The organism is Novosphingobium sp., from assembly GCF_024642085.1.
Lineage (GTDB): Bacteria > Pseudomonadota > Alphaproteobacteria > Sphingomonadales > Sphingomonadaceae > Novosphingobium.
This window is the reverse complement of the sequence record NZ_JAHEBV010000002.1, coordinates 30,155-49,180: the sequence shown is the minus strand read 5'-3', so window position 1 is coordinate 49,180 and position 19,026 is coordinate 30,155. Positions and strand designations below refer to the sequence as shown.

The 19,026-nt window shown below is 60.4% G+C and carries 15 protein-coding genes; 5 read left to right on the top strand and 10 right to left on the bottom strand.

Features of this window, described 5'->3' with window-relative positions; all coding sequences use genetic code 11:
* Positions 1–6: 6 nt before the first annotated feature.
* From Q0L62_RS01150 to Q0L62_RS01130, 5 genes are all read right to left on the bottom strand, one after another.
* Positions 7–825, bottom strand: coding sequence for a head GIN domain-containing protein (locus Q0L62_RS01150; RefSeq protein ID WP_296675233.1), 819 nt, complete (start codon positions 823–825; stop codon positions 7–9).
* Between the two features lie 124 nt (positions 826–949).
* Positions 950–1,483, bottom strand: coding sequence for a CarD family transcriptional regulator (locus Q0L62_RS01145; protein ID WP_296675231.1), 534 nt, complete (start codon positions 1,481–1,483; stop codon positions 950–952).
* Between the two features lie 311 nt (positions 1,484–1,794).
* Positions 1,795–2,133, bottom strand: coding sequence for a ferredoxin FdxA (gene fdxA / locus Q0L62_RS01140; protein ID WP_296675228.1), 339 nt, complete (start codon positions 2,131–2,133; stop codon positions 1,795–1,797).
* Positions 2,130–2,438: a S4 domain-containing protein gene (locus Q0L62_RS01135; RefSeq protein ID WP_296675227.1), complete on the bottom strand. Its 309-nt coding sequence runs from the start codon at positions 2,436–2,438 to the stop codon at positions 2,130–2,132. The genes fdxA and Q0L62_RS01135 overlap by 4 nt, the downstream gene beginning before the upstream one ends.
* Positions 2,439–2,442: 4 nt before the next feature.
* A complete protein-coding gene (locus tag Q0L62_RS01130) occupies positions 2,443–4,986 on the bottom strand; it encodes a helicase-related protein (protein ID WP_296675224.1) in 2,544 nt (847 codons plus the stop codon).
* A 151-nt stretch (positions 4,987–5,137) separates the two neighbouring features.
* On the opposite strand from Q0L62_RS01130, the gene Q0L62_RS01125 reads away from it, so the two are divergent.
* From Q0L62_RS01125 to Q0L62_RS01105, 5 genes are all read left to right on the top strand, one after another.
* Positions 5,138–6,724 (top strand): M23 family metallopeptidase, encoded by a 1,587-nt coding sequence (locus tag Q0L62_RS01125; RefSeq protein ID WP_296675223.1) that lies wholly within the window; start codon positions 5,138–5,140, stop codon positions 6,722–6,724.
* A 32-nt stretch (positions 6,725–6,756) separates the two neighbouring features.
* A complete protein-coding gene (gene hemB / locus Q0L62_RS01120) occupies positions 6,757–7,752 on the top strand; it encodes a porphobilinogen synthase (protein WP_296675220.1) in 996 nt (331 codons plus the stop codon).
* A complete protein-coding gene (locus Q0L62_RS01115) occupies positions 7,745–8,305 on the top strand; it encodes a GNAT family N-acetyltransferase (protein ID WP_296675219.1) in 561 nt (186 codons plus the stop codon). The genes hemB and Q0L62_RS01115 overlap by 8 nt, the downstream gene beginning before the upstream one ends.
* Positions 8,306–8,422: 117 nt before the next feature.
* Positions 8,423–10,654 (top strand): spermidine synthase, encoded by a 2,232-nt coding sequence (locus tag Q0L62_RS01110; RefSeq protein ID WP_296675216.1) that lies wholly within the window; start codon positions 8,423–8,425, stop codon positions 10,652–10,654.
* Complete coding sequence (locus tag Q0L62_RS01105; RefSeq protein WP_296675215.1) at positions 10,651–11,229, top strand: gamma carbonic anhydrase family protein; 579 nt, start codon at positions 10,651–10,653, stop codon at positions 11,227–11,229. The genes Q0L62_RS01110 and Q0L62_RS01105 overlap by 4 nt, the downstream gene beginning before the upstream one ends.
* Before the next feature lie 259 nt (positions 11,230–11,488).
* Here the strand turns inward: Q0L62_RS01105 and Q0L62_RS01100 are convergent, their stop codons facing one another.
* From Q0L62_RS01100 to clpA, 5 genes are read right to left on the bottom strand one after another with little or no spacing between them, the layout of a single operon-like run.
* Positions 11,489–12,124 (bottom strand): DUF1275 family protein, encoded by a 636-nt coding sequence (locus tag Q0L62_RS01100; RefSeq protein ID WP_296675212.1) that lies wholly within the window; start codon positions 12,122–12,124, stop codon positions 11,489–11,491.
* Between the two features lie 32 nt (positions 12,125–12,156).
* Positions 12,157–13,752, bottom strand: coding sequence for a cisplatin damage response ATP-dependent DNA ligase (locus Q0L62_RS01095; protein ID WP_296675210.1), 1,596 nt, complete (start codon positions 13,750–13,752; stop codon positions 12,157–12,159).
* A 13-nt stretch (positions 13,753–13,765) separates the two neighbouring features.
* Entirely contained in the window at positions 13,766–14,770 is a 1,005-nt protein-coding gene (locus tag Q0L62_RS01090; RefSeq protein ID WP_296675207.1) for a ligase-associated DNA damage response exonuclease, read from the bottom strand.
* 35 nt (positions 14,771–14,805) lie between these two features.
* On the bottom strand, positions 14,806–16,554 hold the full coding sequence (locus Q0L62_RS01085; protein ID WP_296675205.1) for a M1 family metallopeptidase: 1,749 nt from the start codon (positions 16,552–16,554) through the stop codon (positions 14,806–14,808).
* Positions 16,555–16,593: 39 nt separating this feature from the next.
* Positions 16,594–18,987, bottom strand: a complete 2,394-nt coding sequence (clpA, locus tag Q0L62_RS01080; RefSeq protein WP_296675202.1) for an ATP-dependent Clp protease ATP-binding subunit ClpA — start codon at positions 18,985–18,987, stop codon at positions 16,594–16,596.
* Positions 18,988–19,026 lie beyond the last annotated feature (39 nt).

Sequence of the window (19,026 nt, the reverse complement as noted above, 5' to 3'; positions counted from 1 at the left end):
CAGCGCTTATTGCGGCGTTAGCGGTGCAGTGGGCGCGGCCGGCGGTTTTGTTGTTTTTTCCGATGCCTTCGGTTCCACCGGTCCTTCGCAGATCAGGCTACCCGAACCCATCGACGAGACTTTGCAGCGCGCGCGTCCTTTTACAGTGACCGAACCGGAACCCATGATAGAGGCGTCGACTTCTCCATCAGAGGAGAATGTCGCATCGCCTGATCCCGCTACTGTGACCTTGGCTCGTTCGGTTTTGAGAGGGGCCATGTCGGCCGATCCGCTGCCGGCCACGGTTATGTCGAGCTTTTTGGTGTTTCCAGCTCCGCGGAAGCTTCCCGATCCGGCAATGTTGAGGTCGAGGCTTTCATCCCCGACGCTTGTGGTTTCAACAGTTCCAGAGCCTGCCACCGTAACTTTAGAGTCAGCAGCAAGCGCGGCGGCCACAATCTTGCCCGAACCGGCCAGCACCATTTCCTTGGGAGGGGGCATCGTGACGTGGACCACCGCGACTTTCATGTCGTCCTTTTCGAAAAGTTTGCCATCGCGCATAATACCCAAGGTTCCATCCTTGAGGGTAAAGCGTATCTTTGCGGCCGCTTCGGCATCGCCGCCTACTGTTATGGCCAGCTTTTCGCCTTGTGAAATCTGGACTTCATCGGGGCCTGCCAACACCACTTCTTCCGGGGCCAAGCCTGACAGGTCAAGATCGGCCAGCTTCTTGCCGTCTTCGCCGTTGATCTTGAATGACGTCTTGCCATCACAGCCGGCCAATGCAGCTGCAAGGGCAATACAGACGATCGGGGCAAAGGCCCTTGAAAGATGCTTGAAATTCATCGCCACCTCCACTGTGTGTATTATTGTTATAATACTGTAGAGGGGCTGCTGCAATACCTTGCAATGAAAAAGGGCCGTTCCTTCCGAAACGGCCCTTCCTCGGTGATTCGTGAAACCACGCCCGTCAGGCGGTGGCTGCTTCCGCATAATATTTTGGAGCGTGTTCATTCAGGATCGCAAGGATCTTTTTGAGCGCTGCCGGTTCGTCAGTCTTTTCCATTGCTGCCAGTTCGCGAGCGAGTCGCGAAGATGCGGCTTCGAAAATCTGGCGTTCGGAATAGGATTGTTCGGGCTGATCATCGGCGCGGAACAGGTCGCGGGTCACTTCGGCAATCGAAACCAGATCGCCCGAATTTATTTTCGCTTCGTATTCCTGGGCGCGGCGAGACCACATGGTGCGCTTGACCTTGGGTTTGCCTTTCAGCGTATCAAGGGCTTCGCGCAGAGTCTTGTCCGAAGACAGTTTGCGCATGCCGATCGCCTCAACCTTATTGGTTGGAACGCGCAGGGTCATGCGTTCTTTTTCGAAACGCAGTACATACAATTCCAGCTTCATGCCGGCGATTTCCTGCTCTTGCAGTTCAATCACCCGGCCAACACCGTGCTTGGGATAAACAACGTAATCACCAACATCGAAGGCGTGCGCCTTGATCACCATGTATCGTCCTTTCACTCACAGAACGAAGGCGCCAAAACGCCCGTAAACGGGGGATGCACTGGTAAACGGGTAGGAGATTGCGACCCGGCCCGATGTTCCCATCAACCGCTAAAACCGTCCTGCCTTTCATGATTTCAGGCTGCGCGCAGAACCAATCGGTTCCGGCAGTCACGGATTATATAACATATCCGTAACAATATTGCCAGAGCGCGTGAAACCGGGCTGTCTCTCGGATTTCAAATCAACATCAATCCACGATCAGTTGCATGTGACATACCGATTCGCGGCAAAATTCTGCCGCGCTGTGCCAATCAATCGCCTTCGCCGGGTTCGGCCGAGAAGTATGCTTCAAACTTGCCGTCCTTACCCTTGAACTCGTCGGCGTCCGCAGGCGAATCCTTTTTTGTGGTCAGGTTGGGCCATTCTGCAGAATATTTCGCATTAAGTTCGAGCCATTGTTCCAGCCCGCTTTCAGTGTCGGGCAAAATCGCTTCGGCCGGGCATTCCGGTTCGCAAACACCGCAGTCGATGCATTCGCTGGGGTTGATAACCAGCATATTCTCGCCCTCGTAGAAGCAATCGACCGGGCAGACCTCGACGCAGTCCATGTACTTGCACTTGATGCAGGCGTCGGTAACGACATAGGTCATGGCAATTCAATCCCCTCAGGCGTGGTTTCAGCGACTGCTATGGGATTTGCGGCTCCCACGTCAAGCACGCGGTAGCACGAATGCGCTTCTTCGCTGGGACCGCGGCGATCGGGCAGATTGATAAGCTCAATTATTGCCACCTTGCGGGCCAGAGGAATCACCAGAACATCCCCCACGGACACATTCTGCGCGCTGCGTTCAACGCGCTTTCCATTCAGCCGGATATGACCGCCTCCGACCATGGCCTGGGCCGCACCTCGGGTCTTTGACAAGCGCAAGAACCACAGGAGTTTGTCGATCCGCATTTTGTCAGCGAACCAGATCTGCCAGTGCTGCGAAGGCGCCACCCGCTGTCACTGCGCGCACCGCCGCAACGATCGGCGCGCGCCGCACGGGCCGCCAACGCCATTGCGGCGGCCTCGGTGGTCCGTAAGCTTTCGCGTCAAGGGGTCGAGGAACACTGGCGATGAAACCGCCGAACCGTAGCAACTGCGCATACGTCAAAGTCGACAGCCCGGTTGAAATCGCCATAGCGGGATCAATTACGAAAGCCCTGCCGCTGGCTGCAACGCGTGCTGCATGGGCCGCGCGCAGCAGTTTTTCCGCCACATCGAACCGGATCGCCTGCTTGCCCAATCGCCGGTAGCCTGCTGGCGTAGCTGATTTGCCCGTAATGACAACAACGGGCGGCATTCCTGGAATGATCGCAGGTATTATATTACCGCTAATAGCTGACACCGCACGCCATGCCAACAATGCTTGGTACTTGAGCATTGCTGGAACAAACAGGTCAAGCGCGCCCACCACAAGCCCCAGACTGCGCAGACGATCGCGCTGGAGCTTGTCGAGTTGATCAAGCCCGGATCCGGTCCGCTCAAGCATCCCGCCGCTTTCAACCAGACGAATCAGCAGCGCACGAAGCTCAGGGCCGGCTGAACCTTGGGTGGAGCCCGTCTGCAACCAATGCAGCGGTCTCAAGGCCGCGAACGCGCTTGTCAGCCATCCGGTCAGGGCTGCTTCAACCGCGCTACGCACAGGCAGGGACAGAGCGGCCAGCGATTCGTCCGGAACCATTTCAGGCGTTAGCACTGATCGCCCCGGCCGAAGGCGTGCAATTGGCTCACCATCCCAAAGGATCTGCGAATTGCGAAGTATCAATCCGGATTGCTCACCTTCCATCGCGGCCAGTAACTCGCCAGCGCGATGATCAAGCGCCTTGGGCAAGTGGCGCTCGGCCGCGGCGAGCAGCAATTTTCGGTCGGCCAGGCGTGTCTGCGGATCGACGCGAAACCGGAATCCAGCCAAGCGGCCGATATGCTCGCCGTCGACCAACACCTGATCATCGGTGACCGTCACCGGCAGCAAACCCGCGTCAGAGCCGAGCCTTTTCAACAGGACGCTGGTGCGTCGATTGACGAAGCGTTCAGTCAGGCGTTCGTGAAGCGCATCGGACAGCCGCGCCTCAGCGGCACGGGCGCGGCCCGCCATTTCATCGCGGGCCAGCACCCAATCGGGCCGCTGAGCGATGTAAGACCACGAGCGGATGGCGGCGATACGCATTTGCAGCGTGTCGATATCGCCGGTGGGGCGGTCCAATTCTGCAATCGCCCGCGCCATGTAGTCGCCGCCCAGACAACCACCGCGCAAATCTTGCCATAGCCGCGCAACAAAGCGTGAATGAGTGTCGATTCCCGCCTGGCGGAAATCAGGTAGTGAGCACACCTCCCAAAAACGCCGCACGGCCGCAGATCCGCGAACAGTTGAGGCAACATCCGGATCCTCTGCCAGCCGCTTTAGCACGGCAAGATCGATCGTTTCGGGTGCAGCAGCCAATTCAGCTAGATCCGGACGGGCTTCCAGGTCAGCGATCAGCACGGCCAGACTGCTGTTACGCGGCTCGGATTCGCGCCAGAAAAGTCGGGTCAACGGGGTAAAGCGATGTTCTTCGATCGCATAGACCTCCTCGGCCGAGAACTCGGCATCGTGGCCGCCGGTTCCGGCCAGGGTGCCGAAAGTGCCATCGCGCTGATGACGCCCCGCGCGACCGGCAATCTGGGCCATCTCGGTCGGAATCAGGCGGCGCTGCCGCACACCGTCGAACTTTGACAAGCCGGCGAAGGCGACGTGGTCAATGTCGAGGTTCAGACCCATGCCGATAGCATCGGTCGCGACAAGGTAATCGACTTCGCCGGCCTGGTAGAGTGCGACCTGGCGATTGCGAGTCTCTGGCGACAGCGCGCCCATCACCACCGCTGCGCCGCCGCGAAACCGGCGTAGCATTTCGGCCACGGCATAGACCTGTTCGGCCGAAAAGGCGACGATTGCGCTACGTGGCGGGATCCGGCTGAGCTTGCGCGCGCCGCTGTGGCGCAGAGTAGAAAACCGCGGGCGGCTGACGATTTCGGCTTCGGGAATGAGCGCACGGACCAAGGGCTCGATCGTGGCCGAACCCAGGATCATGGTTTCGTCGCGGCCGCGTGCGTGAAGCAGCCGGTCTGTAAAGATGTGCCCGCGTTCCCGGTCTGCCCCCAGCTGCGCTTCATCCAGCGCGACAAACGAAAGGTCGGCGTTAACCGGCATCGCCTCGGCAGTGCACAGCAGCCAACGGGCGTTCTTCGGCTCTATCCGTTCCTCGCCTGTGATCAGCGCAACCTTGTCGGCGCCCTTAATCGTGCAGACCCGGTCGTACACCTCGCGCGCCAGCAGCCGCAGCGGAAATCCAATTGCACCCGATGAATGGGCGCAGAGCCGTTCAATCGCCAAGTGGGTCTTGCCGGTATTGGTAGGGCCCAGCACTGCCTTGATGCGGCTGTCGGTGACGCGGGGCTTGGCGCGGGCAAAAGGCGTGGCCATTGTGAGAGTTAGATGGCATCGGCGCGCTTGCCTATCAAGGCTTGCTGCCGCGGCGATCCCCAGCTCTGCAGCCATCAGCGATTTAGCCAAGAATTAACTATCCCCGGTGCAGAATTGCAGCGGATTTCACAAGGTGTCCCGGGGGTAACTGGTGTTCAGGTCGCGCGAACTGGCGCAAGATGATTACGGCGCCCCGCGCGCTGCTGCCGTGGCGCTGCGCTCTCCGGCAGGTTTTGGCACGTCATCACGGCCCGATCCGGGCAACAGGCTGATGCAGCTAAAGGCCCGCCATGCGCAGCTTGGCACCATCTTGGCTAAGTCGGATTGGGCTGTCGATCTGGCTGATGACATCGGAAGCGCGCGGTGGTTTCGGGGCCTGTCGACATTGGCGGCGATCAGCACGCTGGCGATTGCCATGGCGCCGGCGGACAACACCTTGCGCTCGGCACCAGCCATGGCAATCGATGCCGCGGCGCAGGACGAGTTCCGCAGTCAGATGATTCAACCTATGGCATTGGGCAGCGACAGTGGCCGCCGGATGGGCGCAACCAGCGCGGTTATTCCGTTGGCCAGCGCGCCGCAGCGCCGCGCCGTGCAACTGACCGCTACGCTAGGCCAGGGCGACAGCTTTTCCCGCATGCTCGAACGCGCTGGCCTTGGTGCCGGCGATGCGGCGCAAGTCGAACGGATGATTTCCGGTGTCGCCTCACCATCGACATTTGCGCCGGGCACGCAGGTCGATATTACGCTGGGCCAGCCAGCCGATGGCGCTAGTACGCGCCCGCTTGAAAAGCTGGCCTTCCGCGCTCGTTTTGACCTGGACCTGTCAGTGTCGCGCAGTCCGGCGGGCCTGATCCTGACCCAGCACCTGATCCGGGTCGACACGACCCCGCTGCGTATTCGTGGGACCGTGGGCAGCGGAATCTTCCGGTCGGCCCGGGCTTCCGGCGCCCCGATTGAGGCGATCCAGCAATACCTGCAGGTGATTGACCAGCACCTCAGCCTTGATACCGAAGTGTTGCCCGGCGACACATTCGATATGATCGTCGCGTACCGCCGCTCTGCCAATGGCGAAAGCAAGGTTGGCGAGCTACTCTATGCGGGCCTCGAGCGCAGCGGCAAACCAGAGGCACAGCTGCTGCGCTGGGGTGGCGAAGGCCAATTTTTTGAAGCATCGGGCATGGGCTCGCAGCGCACGGGTTTGCTGATGCCGGTGGTCGGGCACATCACTTCGACCTTCGGCGCGCGCCGCCATCCGATTCTGGGCTACACCCGGATGCATGCTGGGGTTGATTTCGGCGCACCCTATGGCTCGGCGATATATGCTGTGGGTGATGCGACGGTAAACTTTTCAGGTTGGCACGGCGGCCACGGCAATTACGTGCGCCTGAACCACGGGGGCGGATATGCGACTGGCTACGGCCACATGAGCCGCATCGCGGTGGCGGCAGGAACCCGCGTCCGTGCGGGCCAAGTCATAGGCTATGTCGGATCAACCGGGTTGTCGACCGGCCCCCACCTTCATTATGAGCTTTATCAAAACGGTGTGCCGGTCAATCCGTTGTCTGTACGCTTTACTGTCAGCAATCAGGTCGATGCAGCGGAACTGGCCGCCTTCAAAAAGCGGCTCAGCGCGTTGCAACAAGTCCCAGCAGGTGTGGCCATGGCCAGCCTTGCGCCCCGTCAGGCTGTGGTCGGCACTGCGGCAGGCCGTGAAATCGACCGCCTTGGTGATTGAAGCCGCGACCCGTCCCGCCTAGAAGTCCGCGAATGACCGGATTGTATCCCGCAACGCGCCTGCGCCGCACTCGATCCACCGCGTGGAGCCGCGCGCTTTTTCGTGAAACGATGGTAACTCCCGCCGACCTGATCTGGCCGCTGTTCATCACTGATGGATCCGGGGTGGAACAGCCTATCGCATCGCTGCCCGGCGTATCGCGCTGGTCGGTCGACGGGATTGTCGCCCGGGCGCGCGAAGCGGTGGCCTTGGGCATACCGGTGGTGGCACTATTTCCCTACACGCAGGCGGAGCGGCGCAGCGCAGATGGTAAGGAAGCACTCAATCCCGACAACCTGATGTGCCGCGCCATTGCGGCGGTCAAGCAGGCCTGCGGCGACGAGCTGGGAGTTCTGACCGATGTCGCGCTCGACCCCTATACCGATCATGGTCAAGACGGACTGGTCGATAACTCTGGTTACGTCGTAAATGATGCCACGGTCGAGGTACTCGTCGGGCAAAGCCTCAACCAGGCGCGGGCCGGTGCGGATATCATCGCTCCAAGCGACATGATGGACGGCCGGATCGGAGCGATCCGCGACGCCTTGGAAGGGACAGGGTACGCCAATGTCCAGATCATGGCCTATGCGGCCAAGTATGCCAGCGCGTTTTATGGGCCGTTCCGCGATGCCGTGGGCAGCAGCGGACTGCTGAAGGGCGACAAGAAAACCTACCAGATGGACCCGGCGAACACCGAGGAGGCGCTTCGCGAGATCGAACAGGATTTGGGCCAGGGTGCTGACAGTGTCATGGTCAAGCCCGGCCTGCCCTATCTGGACATTGTCCGCCGGGTAAAAGACACGTTTGCAGTACCGGTCTTTGCTTATCAGGTAAGCGGCGAATACGCGATGATCGAGGCTGCTGCTGAAGCTGGAGTAGGCGAGCGCGATGCGCTGGTGCTTGAGACTCTGCTTGCCTTCAAGCGAGCGGGATGTTCGGGCGTGCTTACGTATCACGCAGCCCACGCGGCGAGACTTCTGGGTGGCTGAGGCAGAGCTGGAAACAGCGCGGCTGATCCTACGGCGGCCTGTGGAGGCTGATCTTCTTTGGCAGCAACAATGGCTCAACACCGCAGCGGTGATGCGGCACATGGGCGGCGTTCAAGCGCCTGAAACGCTTGAGCCGGGTTTCGCGGCCAATGCAGCAGCTATGGCAGCGGATGGTCCTGGTTTCTGGACGGTGGTGCTGCGTGAAACCGCGAAGCCTATCGGCAAATGCGGACTTGCTTCGATCACCGGATCATCCGTGCCGGCGGATTTACAGGATGAGGTCCAGGTCGGCTGGTCGCTGGCAGAGGCATTCTGGCGGTACGGCTATGGCAGCGAAGCGGCGCGCGCTGCGATTGCTCAAGGTTTCACCGCGCGCGGTCTTGGCACTATCTGGGCACAGACCAGCGATTCAAACGCCGCTTCGACGGCAATGATGACGCGGCTGGGCCTGACCCGTTGCCCGCAGTATGATTATACTGACCCGGCATATCCCGCAGCGGACAATCCGACCACTATCTATCGCCTGACAAAAACCGAATGGGAACAGTCATGACGTTTCCAGTAATTGCGTTTTTGTTGCGAACACGGTCACAGTTAAATGCGGTGCGCACATGGACATTGGCGCAAGGCCTTCGCAATCCGATCACCATATTCTGGCTGGAGCAACCCATTGACTGGTAGCATTATACCGCAAAAGGCCGCGCGGCCTTTGTTCGTTCTGACGATCCTGACCGGCAGTTTTCTGTTGTTTCTGGTTCAGCCGATGATTGCGCGAATGGCTTTGCCGCGGCTGGGCGGAGCGCCCAACGTTTGGAACAGCGCAATGCTGGTTTACCAGGCATTGCTACTGGGCGGCTATTTCTATGCCCACCGGCTGGCGCGGATGCCCGTGGCGCGCCAAGCGAAGATCCACCTGATCCTGTTCGCAATCGCCGCGCTGACACTGCCAGTGGGGCTGATCGATCTACCGCCCGCCAAGCCGGGCCTAGAGGCCATCTGGGTTCCAGCCCTGCTTGGCTTGTCGATCGGCCCTGTGTTTCTGCTGGTGTCCGCTCAGGCCCCTCTGATGCAGCGCTGGTATGCCGCCAATCCGTTGGCGGGTGAACCCTGGGCGCTCTATGCTGCGTCCAACCTGGGCAGTTTTTCCGGATTGATCGCCTACCCTTTGCTGGCCGAGCCGCTGCTGTCGCTTCATGCGCAAGCCTGGGGGTGGAGTATTGGTTATGGCCTGTTGTTCGGTTTGATCGCGTTGTGCGCGCTGGCCCGCCGCGACGCGGTTGATCAAGTCGCAGTGCCAGATGTGCAAGCCAATGTCGCGCCTGTGCCCCGGCGCAAGATTGCCCTGTGGCTGGCCCTGGCCGCAGTTCCTTCGGGGCTAATGCTATCGACGACCACGCATCTGACGACCGATCTGTTTGCCATGCCGCTGTTATGGGTGATCCCGCTGGGCCTCTATTTGCTCAGTTTCGTTTTCGCCTTTTCGGAACGGCGCGGCGCGGCACGACTGCTGACGCTGCTTGCCTGGCCGTCGCTGTTCACTGCTGGGGCGCTGGCGATGGTCTCACAAGGATCGAGTGCGCTCTTTCCGGTGTTCGCTTCGATCGCGCTACTGTTTCTCATCTGCGTGGCGCTGCATGGGCGCCTATACGATGAGCGGCCAAATGCCGCTCATCTCACCTTTTTTTATCTGATCATGTCAGTTGGCGGCGTGGTGGGCGGACTATTCACAGCGCTGATTGCGCCGTTGGCTTTCGACTGGGCATGGGAACATCCGATTCTGGTCCTTGCCGCAGCCGTGCTGATCCCGCCATCAGATCGGTTCGACTGGCGCAAGCTGCCGGGACTTGATCAATCCTCGCATCACCTGATGCGCCTGGCCGCGCTTGCCCTGGCGCTGTTCTGCTCATGGCAGATCGCCTTGATTGTGCTCGACAACGGGGACCGCGCGGTTGCCGCTCTGTGGTTGACCGGGGTGGCGCTGGGCGGCCTCCTAGTCAGCCAGTGGCGGCCGCTTGTGTTGCTCGTTACGATGTGGGCGATGCTGGCCGAAGGCGGACTGCTGACAATCCAAGAAACGTTGAATGGTATGCGAGAACGCAGCTATTTCGGCATCTATACCGTGCGCGAGCGGCCGACCGAAAAGGTCCGCACACTGGCCCATGGTACAACCCTCCACGGCATCCAGTCTACTGATCCAGCTCTCATCCGTCAGCCACTGTCCTATTACGGCCCTACGTCCGGGGCAGGACTTGCCTTTAGCCAAGCGCAGGCGCTGTACGGCAGCGGCGCGCGTCTGGGAGTGGTCGGGCTCGGCGCCGGATCGCTGGCCTGTTACAAGCGCCCGGGCGAGGCCTGGACTTTCTTCGAGATCGACCCGCTAGTACTCGCTTACTCCGTTAAACGAACTTTTACGTACCTCAAGGACTGCGCTCCCGAAGCCCGCGTGGTGATCGGGGACGCGCGGCTTGAACTGGCCAGAATCGCCCCAGCTTCATTCGACATGCTGGCAGTCGATGCTTTTTCATCAGATGCCATCCCCTTGCACCTTATGACCGACGAGGCGCTGGGCGTTTACGAACGCGCGCTTTCACCCAAGGGGATGATGCTGATACATATTTCCAACCGCTTCATCGATCTGGAGCCGGTATTGGCTGCCGATGCGAAAAAACGCGGCCTATTTGCGGTTAAACGTAACGACGTGCCCGATACAAGCGCCGGGTTCAGCCCGTCGCTGTGGATCGCGATGAGCCGCGACCCCCAGGCAATCGCTGGCTTGCAAGCAGGCACCAAATTACAGAGCTGGGAAAAACTGGGCAAGCCGGCCAAGACAGTATGGACCGATGATCATGCCTCGATCCTGTCACACGTTGAATGGCGCAACGTACTGGGAGCAAACAAGTGAACCGACCAGACGTGACCCTGCTGCCAATCCACGGCAAAAGTCCGCGGATTCATCAGAGCGCTTTCATTGCGCCGGGCTGCCGTATCATCGGCGATGTCGAGATCGGCCCCGATGTAAGCATCTGGTACAATTGCGTTCTGCGCGCCGATGTCAGCCGCATTGTCATAGGCGCTCGAAGTAATGTGCAGGACGGCAGCGTAGTTCACTGCGATCCGCCGCGTCCGGGGGATCCAGACGGGTCGCCGACGATCATCGGTGAAGACGTACTCATCGGCCACATGGCCATGATTCACGGTTGCGTGATCGAGGATCGCGGCTTTGTTGGTCTGGGTGCCATCGTAATGAATAAGGCGCGGATCGGCAGCGACGCCATGCTGGCTGCCGGAGCGATGCTTACCGAAGGCAAAGTGATGGAGCCGCGCCAGCTGTGGGGTGGACGTCCGGCGCGGTTCATGCGCGAACTTGATGATGTGGCAATCATGGGCATGCGTATGGGTACCGCGCACTACGTCGAGAACGGGCAGCATCATGCCGCGGCAATTACCGGCCTGACAAATGTTGCGGCCTCGTTCTGAACTCCCCTTATCCGGCGCCCTGCACACGCTGATCGGCAAACAGAGCCGGATCGCCCCGCGCATTGATCCGGGCACTGACAAGGAGGCGGTCGGGAATAGTCCGGGGTGCCGGTTGGTCAAAGTTTGCGCCGGGCTGGATAAACTCAAAGCCAACGCCGCATTACGCGCGTTGGCGGCAATTGAGTTTTGCCAGCCGACGTCCCGGCTTCCACTTGTTGCGCCGCGCAACTGGGCGCGACAAGCTGATCAGGATAAAGCTCTAGGCGCGGGGTAATCTCCGGGCAGCAATGCTCAGTGCACCGGCCCACAGGGCTGCCAGCCACAACATCAGTTCAGGAAAACGTAACCAGGCCATGGCGCCGGCGACAGCGCCCAATGCCAACCCCAACCACAGGAAGAACCATAGCACCCAGCCTTCGCCGCCGGTTCCGGATATCCGTGCCGCGATCCCTTGGCCAAGGCGGACCAGCGCACCGGTCATGTATGTCACTCCAACCGCAACGCCGCCATCACGCTGAAAGGTATTGTTTATCGCGCCCATGGCCAGGACAAGCAGCGCAAGTGTTACATTGCCTGAACCAGTAAGATTTGCCAGCGCCGCTCCCGCCAGCAGCAATGCCACGGCCGCCAGCACGGCAAACTTGCGCTGATCGCCTGCACGCGCGGATACGAGTGAGCCGCCCACTACCCCTGCTACAAATCCCCCGATAAGCAAAACCGGCATAATGGCCGATCCAGGTGTGGTGGCGAGATCCACGCCAAGCCTGGTTGTGTTGCCCGACATGAACGACACGAAATAGCGGTTTGCCGAGAGGTAGCCTGCCGCATCAATGCTGCCGGCAAGTGCTGCGGAGGCAATCGCAAGGGCTTGGCGCGGTGGATCGTAACTTTGCACCGGACCTGCCTAACCCACAGTGCGCGACGAGTTCAATCGCGGATCAAGGCCCTTAGGCTTTCTAGCCGGTCAGCTTCGTGGGCCGGCTTATCCGCACGTATCCGGTTGATGCGCGGAAAGCGCATGGCTACGCCGGATTTGTGCCGCTTGCTGGCGTGGACCGAATCAAATGCCACTTCGAACACCAGACTGCGATCGGTTTCGCGCACCGGCCCAAAGCGATTGACCGTATGTTGGCGGATATGGCGGTCCAGCCATTTCAATTCTTCGTCGGTGAAACCGAAATAGGCTTTGCCGACCGGAAGCAGATCCGCGCCGCTATCAGGATCGCCCGCCCAGCACCCGAACGTGAAGTCCGAATAGAAACTGCTGCGCTTTCCGCTTCCGCGCTGGGCATACATCAGGACACAATCGATCAACAGTGGGTCGCGTTTCCATTTGTACCAGAATCCGGTCTTCCGGCCCGTGACATACGGACTGTCACGCCGCTTCAGCATCACCCCTTCGATCGCGTCATCGCGGGCGCGATCGCGTATCGCGGTGAGTTCAGCAAAGTCGCGGGCTTCGATTACCGCGCTTATGTCAAAGCGCTCAGGGTCCAGCCTGGGCAGCAGCGCTTCTAATACTTGGCGCCGGTCGGTCCATGCGCGCGGCCGGTGGTCCTCGCCTTCCAGGACGAGGACGTCGTATAGCCGTACAAAGGCAGGAAAATCGGCCATCATCGCCTTGGACACAGTCTTGCGTCCCAGCCGCTGCTGCAAGGCGTTAAAGCTGGCAGCTCCGCCTTGCTCTCCGCCCTGATGGGTCCCGCGAACCAAAAGTTCCCCATCCAGCGCAGCGGGAACGGTAAGGGCCGGGGCCAGCTCGGGAAATGTCGCGGTGATATCGTCGCCTGAACGCGAATAGATTCGCGTTTCGCCAGACACGTGAACTAACTGAACCCGGATGCCGTCCCATTTCCATTCGGCCGCATAGTCCGCCAGATCAACCTGCAAATCCTCAAGCGGATGGGCAAGCATGAAGGGACGGAACAGCGGCAGGTCATCGGTGCGTGGCGGTGCTGCGCCGCGCGCTGCCCAATCAAACAGCGGTAAATAAGGCGGGGTCAGGCCGTGCCAGTATTCTTCTACATCGTCGACGCTTACACCGAAAGCTTGGGCAAAGGCGGTCTTGGCCAGGCGCGACGAAATGCCGATGCGCATTGCCCCCGTCGCCAGTTTGAGCAGAGCATAACGTCCCGACGAATCAAGCCGGTCGAGAAGGTCTGCAAGAACGCGCGGGGCGGTGGCGCGATTGCCGCCGGAGAGATCGGCGACAACGTTGCTTACCGTCGGAGGCGGCGCGGTAACGCCTGGCGGATCGGGCCACAGCAGGCTGGCCGTCTCTGCCGTATCGCCAACGTAGTCGCGGCTTAGCTGGAACAGTACCGGATCGACGCGATCCATCAGCAGTTTGCGGATCGTGCTCGCCTTGATTGCCGGGAAGTCCAGCCCGTCGGTCAATGCGGCCAGTGCCCAACCGCGATCGGGGTCGGGCGTGGATTGCAAATAAGCGGCCAGCAAGGCCAGCTTTGCATTGCGCGACGGGGTATAGACCAGTGCGTCGATCAGGGCGGCAAAGCGCTCCACCTAGTCGCCCCCCTTAATCATCTTCGTCCTCATAACCGATCAGCGCCAAGGCCCGCGCCTTGCGCTGGTTAAGCTCGCACCAGCGAAGCAGTGCATCTTCGCGTCCGTGGGTGATCCAGGTCTCAGCCGGATTGACCTCGGTGATCGTCCGCGTCAGTTCGCCCCAGTCGGCGTGATCGGAAATGATCAGGGGCAATTCGACATTCTTCTGCCGCGCGCGCTGGCGTACGCGCATCCACCCGGATGCCATCGCGGTGATCGGATCAGGCAGGCGGCGGCTCCACCGGTCGTTTAGCGCGGAAGGCGGGCAAAGGGCGATCTGCCCCTGCAGCGCGGCTTTGGGCAAGCCGGCAATCGGCCGTAATTCTCCTAACCCGACACCCAGTTCTTCGTAAAGTCGGCACATTTTTTCCAGAGCGCCATGGAGGTAGATCGGCTCGGCATATCCGGCCAGCCGCAGCTCGGCGATCACCCGCTGCGCCTTGCCCAGCGCATAGGCGCCGATCAGCACGCAGCGATCGGGACTGGCGGCACGTGCGGCGAGCAGCTTGGTCATTTCTTCCGCGATCGGCGGATGGTGAAAGATCGGCAGGCCGAAAGTTGCCTCGGTGATAAATATGTCGCAGGGGATCGGCACGAACGGCGGGCAGGTGGGATCACTGCGGCGTTTGTAATCGCCGGTAATCACGACGCGTTCGCCGGCATGTTCCAGTAGGATTTGCGCTGATCCAAGTACGTGCCCAGCCGGCTGGTACGTTGCTGTCACCCCGCCGGGCAAGCGGATTGTTTCGCCATAGGCCACCGGCGTGGCCCCGGCTTCGGTCTGGTAGCGCAGTTGCATGATTGCCAATGTCTGCGGTGTGGCGATGGTTTGTCCGTGGCCGCCGCGTGCGTGATCGGCGTGGCCGTGGGTGACCAGCGCCTTATCGACAGGCCGCGCCGGATCGATCCAGCAGTTGGCAGGAAGGATGCGGATGCCCATCGGCTCCGCCTTGATCCAGGAAAACGCTGCAGCCACCTCGTCCTAACGTGGAACCGGGCAGTACAGTTCCATCACTGGGCTGCGGCCGCCTTGGCCTTTGCATCCTTTTCTGCTTTTTCCTGCGCCTGCCATTCGGTGATCGCCTGGTTGTCGCGCAGGATCTTGCTTTCAGGATCAATCGTGTAATCGCTGGTGTCGCCGCCCAGTGTCACGCTGCCCCGTCCACCCGTCATCGGCAGTCGGGCAACGCGCGATCCGACGCGCACATCCAGGGGCATCGGGAAAACCGTATGACCTGCCGTTGTCCAGGCCAGATCAAGCCGCTGTCCGGTGCGCGTCACCGTTAGCTTGGGTAATGGCCCCTGGCTCAAATACGCTTCGAAGAACCATGTCAGGTCTTTCCCGCTGGCTTTTTCCGCCTCGCTTCTGAAATCATCGCTCGTTCGGTAGACAGGCAGGAAATTGCCGGGTCGCGGATCATCGCGGCCATAAGTCACGCGGCGCAGGGTGGCAAAAAAGGCTTTGTCCCCGATCAGCGCGCGCAGCGTATGGGCAATCCACGCGCCCTTGTAATAGATGTCACCGCCCCAACCGGCATCCTTATCGTTATAGTAGGCGCTCGACACCCGGCCATCGGGAACAAGCGCGACTTTCGCTACGATCTTCTTGCGCATGTCCCACAAGGCGGCGTGATAATTAGCCTCGCCAAGCTTTTGCTGGAGATAGAGCGGCTGCATGTAGCTGCCCAGCCCTTCCTGCAACCACATGTGTTTGGGTTCGGTTTCGGCCAGTTGATTGGCGAACCATTCGTGGCTGAACTCATGGTGCATCAGCCAGTCGTACCCTTCGGGCGCCAGCTTGAAGCCGTTGCCGTAAGCGTTGATGGTTTGATGCTCCATGCCGAGGTGCGGGGTTTCTACCAGCCCGACTTTTTCCGCGCCCGCCGGATAAGGGCCGATTGCACGCTCAAAGAAATCAAGGAATTGCGTCATCTGGTCAACTAGGGCGACGGCTTTGTCACGGTTGCCGGGCAGGTACCAGAACGAGATCGGATAGCTGTTTCCAAAGCGGCTGGCATAGGTCCGTTCGACCGTTTGATACGGCCCGATGTTGAGCGCTAGGGCATAGGTGTTGAGGTTGCGGGTCTGCCATTTCCATGTCGTCCAGCCGCCTTCGTCGCTGCGTCCCATGAACTTGCCGTTGCCCGCCGCAACCAGCGGGGCCGGGACTGCAATCGCCGCATCGATTACGGCAACGCGTTTTTGGGAGTTGTCGATGCAGGGGTATATCAAGTCGCAGCCTTCGCCTTGTACGGCGGTTGCGATCCATGGCTGGCCGCTCGGCGTGCGGCTCCACTGGATGCCGCCGTCCCAAGGTGCTTTCTTGGCTTTGTGAGGATGGCCGGAATAGCGCACTTCCAAGGCTATTTCGGCACCCTTCGAAGCCGGCTGCGGCAGATCGACCGAAAGCAGCCCCTTGTCGTTGCGCCAGCGTTCTGAAGTAACCAGTCCCCCATTTAGCCGCATAGCCGAAATGGCGTAACGCGGGTCCAAATCAAACTCGAGCCGGCTGATCGGAGCGAGCGCGGTCAGACGATAGCGCGCTATACCGGTCAGCGTGGTTGCCGCTGGATCAATCCGCAACGAAAGGTCCAGCGCGTCCAATCCGGTCGCCGTCTGGTTGGCAGTTAGCGGCAGGCCGCTTTCCCTGGTCCGTTCCGCCAGGGGCGGATCCCAGTCCGTGTCGTCTGCATCCTGGGCCAAGGTGGCAAATGGAATAATAGAAACCGCGAGCGCCAACGCTGCGATGGCGTTACGCACCGCGCGGTTCCACTTCGCGGCGATCACTCCCAAAGATGCCTATTCGGCGCTATCGTCGCTGGTTTCCGGCGCTGCCTTGGGCCTTTTGGTCCTGACTTTGGCCCGGCTTGCAACAGCATCGCTTTTTGGCTTTGCGCCGCGGGGCAACTTGGGCGGGGCAGGGGTGAGTTCAAAAGCGAGCGCTTCGTCTTTGACCGAGACGTGGACTTCGCCGCCGTGACGCAGCTTTCCGAACAACAGTTCCTCCGCCAGCGGCTGTTTGACTTTCTCTTGGATCAGGCGGGCCATCGGGCGCGCACCATAAAGCTTGTCATAGCCGCGCTTGCCCAGCCATTCGCGGGCATCGCCGTCAAACTGAATGTGAACATTCTGGTCGGCGAGCTGCAGTTCCAGCTGGAGCACGAACTTGTCGACAACACGGCTGATAGTCTCGGTGCCGAGATAGGCAAACGGCACGATCGCATCGAGCCGGTTGCGGAACTCTGGCGAAAACATCCGCTTGACCGCCTCATCGCCGGCATCCTCTTTGGATACGTCCCCAAAGCCGATGCCCTGCTTCGCCATGTCCGATGCACCGGCGTTGGTTGTCATGATCAGCACTACGTTGCGGAAATCGACTGTCTTGCCGTGGTGGTCGGTCAGACGGCCGTTGTCCATCACTTGCAGCAGGATGTTGAACAGGTCAGGGTGGGCCTTTTCGATTTCGTCCAGCAACAGGACGCTGTGTGGCTGCTGGTCGACTGCGTCAGTCAAAAGTCCACCCTGATCATATCCGACGTAACCGGGAGGCGCGCCGATCAGGCGGCTGACCGAATGACGTTCCATGTATTCCGACATGTCGAAACGCTGGATCGGAATGCCCATGATATCGGCCAGCTGCTTGGCCACTTCTGTCTTGCCGACGCCGGTCGGGCCGGAAAACAGAAACGAGCCAATCGGCTTTTCGGGATCGCGCAAGCCAGCCCGGCTGAGCTTCATTGCCGACGACAACACCTCGATCGCCTTGTCTTGGCCGAAAACGACGCGCTTCAGATCGCGTTCGAGATGCTCCAGCGCGGTGCGATCATCGCTCGAAACCGATTTTGGCGGGATCCGCGCCATCGTGGCAATGACCGCCTCGATCTCGCGCCCGGTGATGGTCTTCTTGCGTTTTGACGGCGGGACCAGCATCTGCATCGCGCCTACTTCGTCGATTACGTCGATTGCCTTGTCAGGCAGCTTGCGGTCGTTGATGTAGCGGGCCGAAAGCTCCACAGCGGTCTTGATCGCCTCGGGCGTATATTTGACCTTGTGGTGTTCCTCGAATGCTGTGCGCAGGCCCTTGAGGATCTTGATCGTGTCCTCGACCGTGGGCTCGTTCACGTCGATCTTCTGGAACCGGCGCAGCAGTGCGCGGTCCTTCTCAAAATGGTTGCGAAACTCTTTGTAGGTGGTCGACCCGATGCAACGGATGGTCCCGCCGGACAGGGCCGGTTTAAGGAGGTTCGACGCATCCATCGCACCGCCGCTGGTCGCCCCGGCGCCGATAACGGTGTGGATCTCGTCGATAAACAAAACGGCGTCCGGCATTTTTTCCAGTTCGTTGACCACCTGCTTGAGGCGTTCTTCAAAATCACCGCGATACCGGGTACCGGCTAGCAAAGCCCCCATATCCAGGCTGTAAATCACGGCTTCGGCCAGCACTTCGGGCACGTCACCTTCAACGATCTTTCGGGCCAGACCCTCGGCGATGGCGGTCTTGCCAACGCCGGGATCGCCGACGTAAAGCGGGTTGTTCTTGCTGCGGCGGCACAGGATCTGGATTGTCCGATCGACCTCGGGCCCCCGGCCGATCAACGGATCGACCTTGCCGGCCAGCGCCTTTTCATTGAGGTTCACCGTGAACTGGTCAAGCGCGGTTTCCTTTTTGCCGTCCTTGGTTGCGGCGGCCTTGTCCTCTGGTGCGGGGGCGTCTTCAGCCGCCCCCTTGGGACTGCGATCCTCGATCCGCTTGCCGCCCTTGCCTATCCCGTGGCTGATGAAGCTGACAGCATCCAGCCGGCTCATATCCTGCTGCTGCAAGAAATATACCGCGTAGCTGTCCCGTTCGGAAAACAGCGCAACCAGCACGTTGGCCCCGGTGACGGTGTCCTTGCCCGAGGACTGCACATGAAGGATGGCGCGCTGGATTACTCGCTGGAACCCTGCGGTAGGGGCGGGATCACCCTTTTCCTGGGTCTTGAGCGACTGGTATTCCTGATCAAGGTATTGTTTTACCACCTCGCCCAATTCGCCCAATTCAACCCCGCAGGCCTGCATCACTTCGGCTGCGTCGCTATCATCGATCAGCGCGAGCAGCAGATGCTCTAGCGTCGCGTACTCGTGGCTGCGCTCCGACGCGTTGGCGAGCGCAGAGTGGAGGGTCTTTTCGAGGCTTTGGGCAAAGCTGGGCATTTATGGGTCTCTTTCAGAGGGCAGAATGGCTCCGGAGGG

Bases quoted from the DNA above. Each gene is read 5' to 3' on its own strand.
- Q0L62_RS01150 (WP_296675233.1), bottom strand. From the start codon at position 825: ATGAATTTCAAGCATCTTTCAAGGGCCTTTGCCCCGATCGTCTGTATT.
- Q0L62_RS01145 (WP_296675231.1), bottom strand. From the start codon at position 1,483: ATGGTGATCAAGGCGCACGCCTTCGATGTTGGTGATTACGTTGTTTAT.
- fdxA (WP_296675228.1), bottom strand. From the start codon at position 2,133: ATGACCTATGTCGTTACCGACGCCTGCATCAAGTGCAAGTACATGGAC.
- Q0L62_RS01135 (WP_296675227.1), bottom strand. From the start codon at position 2,438: ATGCGGATCGACAAACTCCTGTGGTTCTTGCGCTTGTCAAAGACCCGA.
- Q0L62_RS01130 (WP_296675224.1), bottom strand. From the start codon at position 4,986: ATGGCCACGCCTTTTGCCCGCGCCAAGCCCCGCGTCACCGACAGCCGC.
- hemB (WP_296675220.1), top strand. From the start codon at position 6,757: ATGACCGGATTGTATCCCGCAACGCGCCTGCGCCGCACTCGATCCACC.
- clpA (WP_296675202.1), bottom strand. From the start codon at position 18,987: ATGCCCAGCTTTGCCCAAAGCCTCGAAAAGACCCTCCACTCTGCGCTC.